The organism is Streptomyces sp. A 4/2 (genome assembly GCF_940670765.1).
Lineage (GTDB): Bacteria > Actinomycetota > Actinomycetes > Streptomycetales > Streptomycetaceae > Streptomyces.
This window is the reverse complement of record NZ_CALNVW010000017.1, coordinates 12,427-25,152: the sequence shown is the minus strand read 5'-3', so window position 1 is coordinate 25,152 and position 12,726 is coordinate 12,427. Positions and strand designations below refer to the sequence as shown.

10 protein-coding genes are annotated in these 12,726 nt (G+C 71.9%); all 10 read right to left on the bottom strand.

The annotated features are described in order from the left end of the window. Positions 1-67: 67 nt before the first annotated feature. The 10 genes from NBY69_RS10970 to NBY69_RS10925 are packed head-to-tail and all read right to left on the bottom strand — an operon-like array spanning position 68 to position 12,716. Complete coding sequence (locus NBY69_RS10970) at positions 68-1,042, bottom strand: acetylxylan esterase (RefSeq protein WP_284347919.1); 975 nt, start codon at positions 1,040-1,042, stop codon at positions 68-70. A gap of 4 nt (positions 1,043-1,046) precedes the next feature. Further along, on the bottom strand, positions 1,047-3,443 hold the full coding sequence (locus tag NBY69_RS10965; protein WP_250300474.1) for a polysaccharide lyase 8 family protein: 2,397 nt from the start codon (positions 3,441-3,443) through the stop codon (positions 1,047-1,049). An 8-nt stretch (positions 3,444-3,451) separates the two neighbouring features. Further along, positions 3,452-4,603, bottom strand: a complete 1,152-nt coding sequence (locus tag NBY69_RS10960; RefSeq protein WP_250300472.1) for an SGNH/GDSL hydrolase family protein — start codon at positions 4,601-4,603, stop codon at positions 3,452-3,454. After that, on the bottom strand, positions 4,591-5,670 hold the full coding sequence (locus NBY69_RS10955) for a right-handed parallel beta-helix repeat-containing protein (RefSeq protein ID WP_250300470.1): 1,080 nt from the start codon (positions 5,668-5,670) through the stop codon (positions 4,591-4,593). Before NBY69_RS10955 ends, NBY69_RS10960 begins: the two co-directional genes overlap by 13 nt. After that, complete coding sequence (locus NBY69_RS10950) at positions 5,670-6,305, bottom strand: DUF624 domain-containing protein (RefSeq protein ID WP_250300468.1); 636 nt, start codon at positions 6,303-6,305, stop codon at positions 5,670-5,672. The genes NBY69_RS10955 and NBY69_RS10950 overlap by 1 nt, the downstream gene beginning before the upstream one ends. A 3-nt stretch (positions 6,306-6,308) precedes the next feature. Next, a complete protein-coding gene (locus tag NBY69_RS10945) occupies positions 6,309-8,285 on the bottom strand; it encodes a hypothetical protein (RefSeq protein WP_250300465.1) in 1,977 nt (658 codons plus the stop codon). A gap of 3 nt (positions 8,286-8,288) precedes the next feature. Continuing rightward, positions 8,289-10,076: a heparinase II/III family protein gene (locus NBY69_RS10940; protein WP_250300463.1), complete on the bottom strand. Its 1,788-nt coding sequence runs from the start codon at positions 10,074-10,076 to the stop codon at positions 8,289-8,291. After that, entirely contained in the window at positions 10,064-10,828 is a 765-nt protein-coding gene (locus NBY69_RS10935; RefSeq protein ID WP_250300461.1) for an SDR family NAD(P)-dependent oxidoreductase, read from the bottom strand. The genes NBY69_RS10940 and NBY69_RS10935 overlap by 13 nt, the downstream gene beginning before the upstream one ends. A 24-nt stretch (positions 10,829-10,852) precedes the next feature. Then, on the bottom strand, positions 10,853-11,755 hold the full coding sequence (locus NBY69_RS10930; RefSeq protein WP_250300459.1) for a carbohydrate ABC transporter permease: 903 nt from the start codon (positions 11,753-11,755) through the stop codon (positions 10,853-10,855). Further along, the gene (locus tag NBY69_RS10925; protein ID WP_250300457.1) at positions 11,742-12,716 is read right to left on the bottom strand and encodes a carbohydrate ABC transporter permease; all 975 of its coding nucleotides are present in this window, start codon (positions 12,714-12,716) and stop codon (positions 11,742-11,744) included. The genes NBY69_RS10930 and NBY69_RS10925 overlap by 14 nt, the downstream gene beginning before the upstream one ends. Between the last annotated feature and the right edge of the window lie 10 nt (positions 12,717-12,726).

Genomic DNA, 12,726 nt, shown 5'->3' with positions numbered 1-12,726 from the left:
CCGCAGGCAGTCCATGAGTCCACGCAAGAAACCACGATCTGTATGAAAACGTACGACAGGGAGGCGGCTACTGGTCGAACACCCCGCGCAACGCCGCTATCTTGCGCGGCAGGTCGTACTCGGCACCGCCCTCGTGGCCGTTGTACGGGAACACCTCGATCTCGGCCGGGCCCGCATAGCGGTGGTACGCCGCGAAGACCGTCGACGACGGGCAGACCCTGTCCATCAGCCCCACCGAGAACCACCCGGGGACGGTCGCCCGCGCCGCGAAGTTGACCCCGTCGAAGTACGAGAGCGTCTCCATCGCCTCCTCGATCCGGAACCGGTGCCCGGAGAGCCACCGGGCGATCTCCGCGTACGGACCCGAGTCGGTGATCTGTGAGGCGCGCCGGTAGTGACAGAGGAACGGCACGTCGGCGACGGCCGCCACCACGTCGTCCCGCAGCCCGGCCACCGCCAGTGACAGCCCGCCGCCCTGGCTTCCGCCGAGCACCGCGACCCGGGTGGCGTCGACGGCCGGATGCGCCTTCGCCGCGTCCACCGCACGGACCGCGTCGGTGATCAGACGCCGGTAGTAGTGCAGGTCCGGGTTCTCGATGCCACGGGTGAGGAAACCGGGGGACGACGAACCGTGACCGTCGGGGCCGATGTCCGGGGTGTCGGCGGTCAGCTTGCCGCCGCCGCCCTGGCCCCGGTTGTCCATCACCAGATGGGCGTAGCCGAGGGCGCTCCAGGTCAGCCAGGAGTACGGAACGCCCCGGCCGCCGTTGTAGCCGATGTACTGCACCACGGCGGGCAGCGGCTCGGCACGGCCGCGGGGCAGCAGCAGCCAGGCCTTGACCGGCTGCCCGCCCCAGCCGCCGAACGTCACGTCGAACACGTCGACGGTCGCGAACCCGGCGTCGTACGGAACGAACTCCGCGCCCAGGGGACAGCGGGCCGCCTCGGTGAGCGTCCTGGCCCAGAAGGCGTCGAAGTCCGCCGGTTCCTGCGGCTCGGGACGGTACTCGCGCAACCGTTCCAGCTCCATGTCGAACAGCAAGGGTCTAGCTCCTCTTCAGGGTGAGACCGAGGGGCGCGCCATGGCGGCCCGAGGTGTCGGCGGTGATCCGGATGCCCTCCGTGGTGGGCGCTGTCCGCACCCCGGGATCGGCGGAGACGACCGTGAGACCGCGCTGCGCCAGATCGAGGACGACGGAGGAACGCAGCTGGGTGGGATCGGAGAGCGAGACGGTGACCGTGCTGCCCTCCGGCCGTACGAGCACCGACGCGGCGCCGTCCGACGCGAGGTCCTGGGCGGTGCCCGCGGTCCAGAAGTTCGCGGCGAGCAGCCCGTCCGTCGGGCGCCGCACCGCGTGGACCGCGGTGGAGGCGGCGACCAGCTCGACCGGCGGCGCGTCCGACCAGAGTTCGGTGCGCTCGGCCGAGGCGGCCGGGGCCTGGAGCCAGAAGTACCCCGCACCGTCCGGAGTCGTCCCATGGTCCTGCCACAGCGTCAGGTACGGCCGCGTCACCGGGGTGTCCGTGCCGTACTTGGTGTTGATCTCGCGCCAGGTCGCCGTACGTTCCTCCCGCAGCGCCCGTACGGTCGCGGCCCGCGGGAACACATAGCCGCCGGTCCCCTCCAGATGCAGCCAGCGCACCTCGCCGAGCTCCGCCGACCAGCCCGCGTCGGTGGCGGCCGGCTCCCCGTTGACGAGCAGCGCCGCCTTCGGATCGCGCAGCTTGCGGTTCTCCACGACCGTCTCGACGGTGCCCGCGCCGGCCGAGATGCCCGAGCCGACGCAGGCGATCACATCGTCCAGGCAGAACCAGCTCTTGAGCCCGGTGAGCGTGGAGCCGTACGCGCGCAGCTCCATGCCGTACGCGCCGAGCGTCGTCCCGGGCAGCGCGGTCCCGCCCGCCCAGTCCGACGTACTGGTGGTGCGCTGTCCGGCCGCGTCCGCGGGGCGGCCCGCGACGACGGTGGTACCGGGCAGCCGCGCCGGGTCGACCGTGGGCCAGTAGTCCTCGCTGTAGTGACCGAGGTCGTCGGTGTACAGCAGCACCATGCCGTCGGAGAGGTGCCAGCCGTGCAGGTTCTCGTTCTGGATCGACTCGTAGTTGTAGACGCGTGTCGAGTACGCGGAGATGCCCAGGGCGAACGACGGCCGGTGGTGCGCCGCCTTGTCCATCCGCGGGTGCTGCTTGTGGGCGACCAGCCGGCCGCGCGCCGGGACCGCGGAGGCGATGACCTGCCGGGCGGCGACGAGCGAGGCCAGGTCGGTCACGGCCAGGAAGTCCCGGTAGGTGTCCTCGGCGATCCACTGCTTGACCAGAGCGGTGAACCGGTCGGCGGTCGCACCGGGGAAGGTGGGAACGAGACGTACCACCGCCTCGATGACGGTCTGGGCCGACACATGCCCCTGTTTGCTGGGCCGGGCGATCTCGCGCCCGCAGACCGAGGCCATCACATCGCCACGGGCGATCAGCGGGTCGAACCCTTCGTCGACCCAGCCGCGGACGTTGTCCAGATCGGGATCGGTGACCGACCAGTTGGTACCGGCGAGCAGATTCAGCAGCCGGGAGAGATTGTTCAGCAGCTCCTTGCCGTAGCCGCCGTTGTACGGGTGCTTGTAGTGCTGGAGGAACGAACCGTCGGAGTAGAACCCTTCCCCGGTGCCCTCCGCCGCCGCGCTCACGTCGTTGAAGGCCAGCACGCTGTTGGCGCCGGAACCCTCGACGTCCGAAAGAGCGTCGCGCACCCGGCCGAGATCGTCGCCGTCGTCCCGCAGCACCGCGTGGACGGCCACCACGGTGGACACCCACACCCGGTTGGCACCGGTCGCGATCTGCCGGTCGGCCCGCCACAGATTCGGGTCCGGGGTGTAGTCCCGCACCGCTGTGGTGATCCGGGTCAGCCGGTCCGTACCGAGTACGTCGTACAGCAGCACCGACGCGTCGTTGAGGGCGAGCGCCGAGCCGATCTCCCAGTCCCAGTCGTTGTCGTACCGGGCATGCCCCGGCCCGTAGCGATGGGCCAGCATCCAGTCGACCCCGGCGAGCAGCAGATCGCGGAGCGCCGTGTCGCCGTGCTGCGGGGTGCCGGGGACGGCCCAGGCGGTCGCGATCGTCGCGAGCCGCTTGAACGCGGTCGTCACCTGGTTGGAGAGCGTCGTGCCGGTCAGGTCGGGGAACAGGCCGTCGGTGCGCGTCGGATCGAGCCCGGCCGCGGCGGTGGTGGCCGCCTTGCCGATCCGGGCGACGGCCGCCGCGATCTGCGGGTCCGTCAGGTCCAGATCCGGGCCGCCGGTCAGCAGGGTGTGCCAGCGGGAGCGCAGCGCCGCCGCGTCACCGGTCGCCGCCCGCGCCGGGGCGGACGCGAACGTGACCGGCAGCGCGACGGCCGCGCCGACCGCTGCCGCTCCGGCGAGGACGGTGCGCCTGGTGGTGCCTCGGTTCATGGTGGCCCTCACAGGAGGTGACGGCGGTCGACGGCCGCGGCGAGCGCGGCATGACCGGATGGATTGGGGTGCAGACCGTCACCGCTGTCGAAGGCGGGCAGGATCCGTGACGGGTTCGCGGGGTCGCGCAGCGCGGTGTCGAAGTCGGCCACGGCGTCGAAGATCCGCCCCGTGCGTACCGCCCGGTTGACGCTGCCCCGGACCGTTTCGAGCTCCGGTGTCCAGCGGGTCCAGCCGCCGAACGGGGTGACGGTGGCGCCGACCACCCGCAGACCCGCGTCGCGCGCCCGCAGCGCCAGCTGCCGGTAGGCCGCGAGGAAGAGCGCCGGATCGGTCTGGGAGGGCGCTTGCTGGAGGTCGTTGACCCCGAGGGCGATGACCAGGGTGCGCAGCCCCGGCAGCGACCGCACGTCGCGGTCGAACCTGGACTGCCCGCCGGGGCCGAACTTGACGTCGTCCAGCAGCAGCCGGTTGCCGCTGACCCCGAGGTTGGCGACGGCCGAACCGGGCAGCCGCCTCGCCAGCTGGTCGGGCCAGCGCAGATCGGCGTCGTCCGGGGTGCCGACGCCCTCGGTGATGGAGTCGCCGAGCACCGCGACGACCGGCCCGTGCGCACCGGTCACCTCGACGCCGGTCAGCAGGAACACCGAGGTGGTGGGTACGCCGTCGACCGTGTGCGTGGCATGGGTGTTGCGGTGGAAGGACAACGGCCCGGTGGGGCCGGGCAGTCGGGTCTCGACGGTGAGCGCGGCGCCCTCGGCGGTCCGGAGGCCGTCGACCGGATCGCTGGTCAGCGAGGCACCGGCGGCCAGCCAGGCCTGCCGCCGCCCGCCGAAGGTCACCGGGCGCCCGCCCGCCGTGACCGGGCCGATGAGGACCGGTACGGAGCCGAAGGCGTGTCCGTAGCGCAGCCGTACCCCGCCGCCGGCCGACAGCCGGACCGTGGCACGGAAGACACCGTTCGTCAGGCCCTTGCTCGCCACCGTGTCGGCCTCCATCGGCGCGGTCTGCGCCGTGGCCCAGGAGACCGTCCAGCCGGAGCGGCGCTCCCCGGGCTCCGCCGCCCGCGCGCCGGTCGTCGTGGCGGCGACCGCTGCCAGTGAGGCCGCCGCCGTCAGCACCCCGCGTCTCGCGGGTCCCCGCCCGGTCACTGCGGGCACGCGCCGGTCGGCAGGTACGCGCTGCCGTAGGTGCCGACCGCGTCCCCGCCGGTGTTGCCGCTCATGGTGTTGGCGCACACCGGGCCCTGCGGGGTCTGCATGAACTTGATCCCGCCGCCGGCGTTCCCGGTGATGGTGTTGCCGTACACGCTGGTCCCGGTGCCGTCGGTCGCGGTGTCGCCGCCGAGCCTGATACCCGAACCGACGTTGTCGTGCAGGGTGTTGTACCGGAGGATGTTGCCGCTGCCGCGCGCGTCGAGCCCGCCCGAACCGGGGTCCTGCTGGGCGCTGCAGTCGTTGTGCTCGACGTAGTTGTGCGTCGAGTTCTCCTTGATGTCGACGCACTCGTTGCCGTGGGTGGCGATGGTGTTGTCGTGGATGCGGTTGTTCTGGCTGATGTCGGGGGCGGCGTCGGGCGCGCCGTTGGCTCCCTGCTGCTCGGGGGCGGTGCCGAGGTAGATGCCCTCGCCGTTCTTCCCGCCGCCGCCGAACCTGAAGTCGTTGACACCGCAGTTGCTGATGGTGTTGCCGGAGATGTCGGCGCCGGTGACGAGATAGCGCAGCCGTACGCATTCGTCCGCCGCGTTCTTGAGTGTCATACCGGTGAGGTGCAGCGCGCCCACACCGTTGCCCGGGGTGGTGCTCATCGCGTAGACCAGCTTGGCCCGGTAGCCCGACACGGTGTCGGCGGAGCCGTGCAGTCCGTCGACGGTGAAGCCGCTCAGCGTCACCGAGTCGTGCCGCACCTGGATGATCCTGCTGTCCCCGGCGCCCTTGACCACGGCGTCGGAGGGGCCGGTGAGGGTGACGCCGGCGCGCTCGGTCACCACGTCCTGCCGGTAGGTACCGGCCGCGAGGTGTACCACCGCGCCCGTCGGCGCCAGATGCACCGCTCGCTGGATCGTGGCGAGCGGGGCGCCCGCCGACGTACCGGAGTTGGTGTCGCTGCCGGACGGCGAGACGTAGTACGCGGTCGCGGTATCGGCGGCCGTGGACGGCAGCGGGAACGCGAGCGCCCCGCCGGCGGCGAGTGCCGCGACCAGGGTGGTGCGCAGTAAGCGGTGCATCAGATGTGCCTCCTGTTGTCGGTGAGCCGGTCGGTGAGCCGGTAGGTGAGTCCGTCGGCGAAGGACAGGGCGAGCAGTACGGGAATGCTGGGGCCGAGCAGCAGCGGTCCCAGCGGCACGACGAGGGAGAGGAGCACGGCGGAGACCACCGCGCCGAGCAGCGCGGTACCACGCGCGGCCGACCCGAAGCCGAGCGCGAGCGCGCCCCGGGTCCACGTGCCGACCGTCCCGCCGGGCACCCGGCCCGCCTCGGCCGCGAGCGCCACATGGTGGATGACGGCCGCCGCGGCGATGCCCACCTGCGCGGCGAGCACCACGAACGTCCAGGGCTCGGAACGGCCCAGCACATGAAGGATGTTGGCCGTCAGCATGCCCGCGACGACCGTGGACACCAGCGCGTGCCGCCACAGGGCGCGCCAGTACCGGGGGAACGCGGTGAAGGCGTTGACGAAGCACCGGCTGTCACCCTCCGCGCGCCACCGCTGGAGCCCGTACGCCATAGCCGCCAGCGCGGGGAGCCAGGTCACCACGCCGAGCGACAGCACGACGAACGCGGCCCCGCCGGCCGCCGGGTAGGCGAGGAACTCCAGCCGGCGCAGCAGCGTCGGCCAGCTGGACGAGAGACGTGCCTGCATGATTCAGCCGACCCTTCCTGTGTACGGCTCCGCACGGTCGAGCAGCACCCGGCCGTCCAGCTCCACCCGCCGGGCGGCGACCACGTACGGCTCCGCGCCGTCGGCGAGCAGCACGGCCGCCGCGTCGGCCACCACCCGGGAGGTACGGATCCGGCGGGCGGCGGGGGAGAGGAGCACGGTCTCGCCCGCGAAGGCCACACCGTGTCCGGCGTCGCACGGCACGGCTTCGGCCGACCGGGCCGCACCCGGCTCGATCGTGGTGAGGAACAGCCCAGACGCGGTGCGCGCGGTCGACGACCGCAGGGTGTGCAGGGTGCGGGTGAGTTCCAGCCCCGGCGTGCTGGACGTCGGGTTCGCGGCGACCTCCGTCACCTCCGAGGTCACCGTGGCATCAGGAGGCGCGAACTGCCGTACGTGCGCGGTGACTTCACTCGACCGGATCAGCCGGGTGCCGTCCGGCAGGGCCTCGGTCGGCCGGTCGCTCTGGAGCAGGAACGTCCACTCCCGCTCACCGTCCGCCTCGGCCAGGTCCAGCAGCACCAGCCGCCCCGCAGGGGTGAATACCAGCGTCCTGTCGAGCCGGCGCACCCCGAGTGCCGGGTCGTACATCGCGGCGATCTCCGCCGTGGCGTGCGCCCAGCCGCCGTCCGCCACCAGCACATCGCGCTGCCGGGCCTGCCGCTCGTGGGGAATGTCCTGGTAGACGTGGTAGCGGTCCTCGTCCGCGTACCCCTGCCCGTCGACCAGCAGCAGATTGTGGTGCGCGGCCCGCTTGCGGTTGCTGTACCCCTCGTCGACCGCGAGGAACGCACCCCCCGAGACCAGCACGAAGGACCCCGAATCGGGGTGGTGGTGCCCCTGGTCGAGGGTGTCCCAGCCCAGCTCGGCCCGGTGTTCCGCAGCGGTGTCCCACGCCTTGTGGCCACCACCCGGACTCGCCTTGAACGACACCAGCGTGGCACCGTCGTCCCAGCCGGTCCGGGCCGCCAGCAGGCCCAGGTCCGGGAAGAACGCCCGGGTTTCGGTCGGGCGGACCGGGGTCACCGACGGGTCGTACCAGAGGTACTCCAGATACGCCTCCGGAAGGATCCCCGGCCGGACCCCGCTCTCCGCGGCCTCCAGGGCGAGGAGTTCACCCGAAGCCAGATCGCCCAGCCACTGGGCCTCGCCGATGCCGTACCGCGCGGCGAGCCGGTAGTACAGCCCGGCGCTGTGCCCGCTGCGCCGGTCGTGGCAGTCGCCGTGGTCCACGTTGAGCGCGAAGCCCGGCGCTGTCTGGTGCAGCCGGAACCGGAAGGTACGGGACAGGAAGCCGCCCCGCTCCCACCAGTCGACGCCCTCGGCCTCCTGGAGCAGATCCAGGTGGATCGCCAGCCAGGGCACCCCGTAGCGCCAGTAGACGACCCCCTCGGCGTGCGAGCCGTCGTCCGGCAGCAGATCGAGGACCCGGCCGAGGTTGTCCTTGGCCCGCCGGGTCCACTCCTCCTTGCCGAGCACGTAACCCGCGGTGGCCAGGCCCGCGTAGCAGATCCAGTTGTGGTTCTGCCAGTACGACGACGACCACCAGCGCCCCTCGCTCGCCACCGCGAACTCGTACAACCGCCGCCCCTGGAGCAGCAGTTTGTACCGCAGCAGCGCGCGCACCTCGTCGGGCAGGTCGTCCCCGATCCAGCGGAGGGCGAGCGAGAGATGGTGCAACAGCCAGCCCGCGTCCAGATCGTGGTCCGGCATATGGGCCCGGCCCCAGTGCGGCAGCCGCACCGCCGCCTCGATCCAGCGCCGGCTCTCCGCGAGATGCGCGGGGTCGCCGCCGACGCGGTACGCCAGCGCGGGGTTGGACGCGGCCGGCCCCAGCCAGGTGATGCTGGCCAACGGGTGCCCGGTGGGCGGGGCCAGCCCGCGGTGGCGGGCGGCCTCCTCGTACAGCCGCGCCTCCCGCGCGGGACGCGGACCGGGCGGCGGCGTCGCCGAGAGCAGCACGCGTCAGCCCTCCGTCCGGAACCGTGCGGTGGAACCGTCGGCCAGCTCGACCGTCAGCACGTCACCGTCCAGCCGCACGCCGACGACCGCGGGGCCCGCGGAAGCCGCCTGGTACACCGAGGCGAACGTGACGCGCTCCGCCCCGGCGGTGAAGTCCACCCGGGTGCGCGTCCGCTGCGGATCGTCGGCCGGGCCGGGACCCGGCACGGCCACCGGACGTACCGGCACCCCCGGCGTACCGGTGTGCCAGCCGTGCAGTGTCTCGTCGCCGTACCAGGTGGTGCGCACCGGCCCCGCCGCCTGGAGCTGGATGTCCAGCGCGGTGCCGGGGCGCAGCTGGGCGGTGATCCGGCGCTCACCGGCGGCGCTCACCGTCAGCAGGTCGACCAGATAGCAGTCGCCGACAGCGATCCGCCGCACCGCGCGCACCCCCTCGTACGCCTCGGTCACCTCGGCCGTGACCGAGGCGCCGTCCGTGCCGAGCAGGGATCCCGTGCACTCGGCCTGCTCCGCGCCGTCGACGCGGAAGGCGGGATGGGCCTCGGTCGACGCGTACAGATCCCGGAACTCCAGGTGTGCGTACGGTACTTGACCGGGGTCCGGCTGCCACGGCGTGCTGTCCCCGTACAGATACAGCGACAACTTGTCGCGGTGCCCGTGCGAACCGCCGTGCGGGCCGAAGTCCAGCAGGGCATGGATCCCGGCGGCGCGCAGCACCGCATGGCCGGTCTGCGGGAAGACGGTGACGGCGCCGGGCCCGGGACGCTCCGGCAGTGGAGGCCCGGCGAACCAGCCGTCCAGCTCCCGGTCGAGCCCGTCGTCCTGCGCGCCGAGCTCGGCCCTGGCCCACGTCGCGACCGCGACGAGCGCCGGTGACGGCACCAACTGCTGTGCCAGTGCGACTAGTTCGAGCCACTCCAGGGCGAGCGGGTGCCGTCGGTACGGGCCGTCGTGCAGGGCGGGCAGGATGCCTCCCGGGGTGGCGATGGCCGCCAGGACGTCCGTCATGCCCGCCAGGACACCCACGACGTCGGACGGGATGGCCGCGGGGTCGGCGGAGCGCAGGGCCAGCAGCGCCGCACGCAGCACGAACCCGTGGTAGTACGTGCTGCCTTCCCACTCCCAGCCGTCGTCCGCGACGGCGACCCGCAGGTGTGCGTACAGGCCGTGCTCACCCTCCAGCCACTGTTTCGCGCCGTCCCACTCCTGGCCGCGCACCATGGCCGCCGCCGGACCGGTCGCGGCGCCCGCAGCGTTCAGCCAGGCCGTGTAGTTGGACGCCAGGAGGCCCTGGCCGGTGAGCACCCCGCGGGCGTCGAGCGCCGCCTGCTCCAGGGAGTCGAGCAACGGCAGCAGCGGGGCCAGGTCGTCCGTGCGCTGCCCGGCCAGCGTGGTGACCGCGTGCCCGATGTTCACCGCCCAGATCGCGTCGGTGAGCGCCTGGTGGAAGAGGCGCCCGCGCAGCATCCATTCCTGGGCCTCGCCGTGCGAGTCGCTCGCCAGTTCCGCGTAGAGCCCCGCGTACTCGGTGAGCCGGGCGACGGCCTCCGTGCGCTCCCCGCGGTGCGCGAGCAGCCGCAGCCGCCGCGCCCACGCCTGGTGCGACAGCACCAGCCAGGCGCCGCGCACCTTCTCGTCGTCCACCCGGCAGCCGTGCGCGCAGCGCGCACCGCCCTCGGGAAAGACACCGGTGAACAGGTCACCGTGGTCGAGCTCCACGCCGTGCGCCGGACAGACGTACGCGTGCCACCAGCCGCCCCGCTCCCGGGCGATGCCTTTCAGCGGGGCCATACGCCACCGTCGATGTCCACCGTGGTGGCCGTGAGGAATCCGGACGCCGGGGACGCCAGGTGCACCACGGCGGCGGCGACGTCCTCGGGGGTGCCGGCCCGGCCGACCGGGATGCCCGCCTCCATGGCCTGCTGCGCGGCGGGCGCGGTGAACGTGCCGTGGAACGCGGTGCCCTTGATGAAGCCGGGCGCGACCGCGTTCACGGTGATCCCGTCACCGGCGACCTCCTTGGCCAGCCCCTTGGTGAAGCCCCGTACGCCCGCCTTGGCCGCGGCGTACGCCACCGAGCCGGGTCCGCCGCCGTTGTGCGCGGCGAGCGAGGACATCGTGATGATGCGGCCGGCCGACGACCGGGCGAGGTGCGGCAAGGCGGCCCGGCAGGTGCGGAACGTCGAGCTGAGATTGGTGGAGACGACCTGGTCGAAGTGCGCGTCCGTCATCTCCGCGATCGTCGCGCGGCCGATCAGATGACCGGCGTTGCAGACCAGGACGTCCAGGCCGCCGAGGAAACCGGTCGCCTCGTCCACCAGTTGGTCCACATCGGCGGTGACGGTCACGTCCGCCCGGAACGCCTTCGCGCGGCGGCCCAGCGCCTCGATCGCGGAGACCGTCTTCGCGGCTTCGTCGCCGGAGGAGTGGTAGTGGACAGCCACATCGGCGCCCGCCTCGGCAAGAGCGACGGCGATGGCCCGGCCGATGCCGTGGCCCGCTCCCGTCACCAGAGCGCGGGAGCCGTTGAGATCAGCAGACATGGATGAAACCCTTTCTGGAGCCGGTCACTTGAGACCGGCGGTGGCGAAGCCCTGCACGAAGTAGCGCTGGCCGATGAGGAAGAGAACGACCATGGGAAGGGTGGCCAGGGTGGTGCCGGCCATCAGGAACTGCCACTGGGTGCCGTTCTCCGTCTTGAAGACGGAGAGCCCCACCTGGATCACCCGGAGGTTGTCGCTGCGGGTCACCAGCAGTGGCCAGAGGAAGTTGTTCCACGACGCCTCGAAGGTCAGCAGCGCCACCGTGGTGAGGGCGGGTTTGACCTGCGGGGTCATGATCTGGGCGTAGATGCGGAACTCGCTCAGCCCGTCGAGCCTGGCCGCCTCCTCCAGCTCCACCGGCAGGTCCAGGTAGAACTGCCGGAAGAGGAAGACGGCGAACGGGGTGACGGCGCCCGGGACGATCAGCGCCCACCAGGTGTCCAGCCAGCCGCTGCCGCCCTGGCCGAAGAGGTCGTTCCCGCCGGCCAGCGGCATGAAGCGGACGATCAGGAACTCCGGCAGCACCTTGGTGTACGTCGGGATCATCAGCGCGGCGACGAAGAGGTAGAAGATCGTCTCGCTGCCGCGGAACCTGATGCGCGCCAGGGCGTACCCGGCCATCGACGCGACCACCACATTGAGCAGGGTGTGGCTGAACGCGATGATGAAACTGTTCCGGGCGTACGTGGCGAACGGCGCGGCCTTCAGCGCGTCCGCGTAATTGCTGAACTGCCAGTGTTCCGGCAGCAGTCCGGCATGCTGCGAGGCGATCTCCACCGGGCTCTTCAGCGAGGTGAGCACCATCCAGACGAACGGCACCACCATCAGCAGCGAGATCGCGCTCAGCGTCGCGTAGAGCGCGATCCGGCGGGCCGGGACCGGCCTCCGGGCCCGCGCCTTCGGCTTGCGGAGCTCAACTGTGGCCACGGGTGCCTCCCATGATCCGCCGGTTGACCAGGGTGAAGCCCATCAGTAGGACGAAGAGCACCAGCGACTGGGCGCTGGCGTATCCGACGCGGAACTCCCGGAAGGCGGACTTGTAGATCTCGTACGTCATCATCGTGGTGCTGTTGGCCGGACCGCCGTCGGTCAGGACGTAGATCTGGTCGAAGGCCTGGAACGCGTTGATCATCGACGTGATCAGCACGAAGAACGTCGCGGGTTTCAGCAGCGGCAGGGTGATCGAGAAGAACTGCCGCACCCTGGACGCGCCGTCCACCGACGCCGCCTCGTACAGCTCCTTCGGCAGGGACTGGAGCGCGGCCAGATAGATGAGCATCTTCATGCCGATGCCCTGCCAGATGCCGACCAGGATGACCGAGGGCATGGCCCAGGCCGTCGAGGACAGCCAGGCCGGACCGTTGATCCCGACGAGCGAGAGCAGGGTGTTGAAGAGGCCGTTGTCCGGCTTGTAGATCCACAGCCAGACCAGCGCGATGGCCACCGTGGCCGTCACCTGCGGCAGGAAGACCGCGGTGCGGAAGATGCCGCGGGCCTTGAGCCCGGTGTGCAGGGCCAGGGCCATCAGCAGCCCCAGCACCATGCCGAACGGCACGGTGAAGAAGGTGTAGACGACGGTGTTGACGATGGACTTGCGGAAGACCGCGTCGCCCAGCATCTCCCGGAAGTTCTGCAGGCCCACGAACTGCGGTGCGGTCAGCACGTCGTACTTCGTGAAGGCCAGCACCACCGAGGCGAGGACCGGCAGACCGATCCAGAGTGAGGCGTGCAGCAGCGCGGGCGCCACCATCAGCATTCCGGCGCGGCGCCGGCGGCGGCCCGGCCCCGTCGGGGGGCGGCGGGCGCGCCGGGTGCGCCGGGGCGCGGTGTCGTCGGGCGGGGAAGGCGGCCGGGTGGGCCGTGCCTTCAGTACGGACGTTGCTCCCACAGTGACGCGT

Excerpts from the sequence above, each read along its gene's own strand:
- NBY69_RS10955 (WP_250300470.1), bottom strand. The coding sequence starts at position 5,670 with ATGCACCGCTTACTGCGCACCACCCTGGTCGCGGCACTCGCCGCCGGC.
- NBY69_RS10940 (WP_250300463.1), bottom strand. The coding sequence starts at position 10,076 with ATGGCCCCGCTGAAAGGCATCGCCCGGGAGCGGGGCGGCTGGTGGCAC.
- NBY69_RS10965 (WP_250300474.1), bottom strand. The coding sequence starts at position 3,443 with ATGAACCGAGGCACCACCAGGCGCACCGTCCTCGCCGGAGCGGCAGCG.
- NBY69_RS10935 (WP_250300461.1), bottom strand. The coding sequence starts at position 10,828 with ATGTCTGCTGATCTCAACGGCTCCCGCGCTCTGGTGACGGGAGCGGGC.
- NBY69_RS10950 (WP_250300468.1), bottom strand. The coding sequence starts at position 6,305 with ATGCAGGCACGTCTCTCGTCCAGCTGGCCGACGCTGCTGCGCCGGCTG.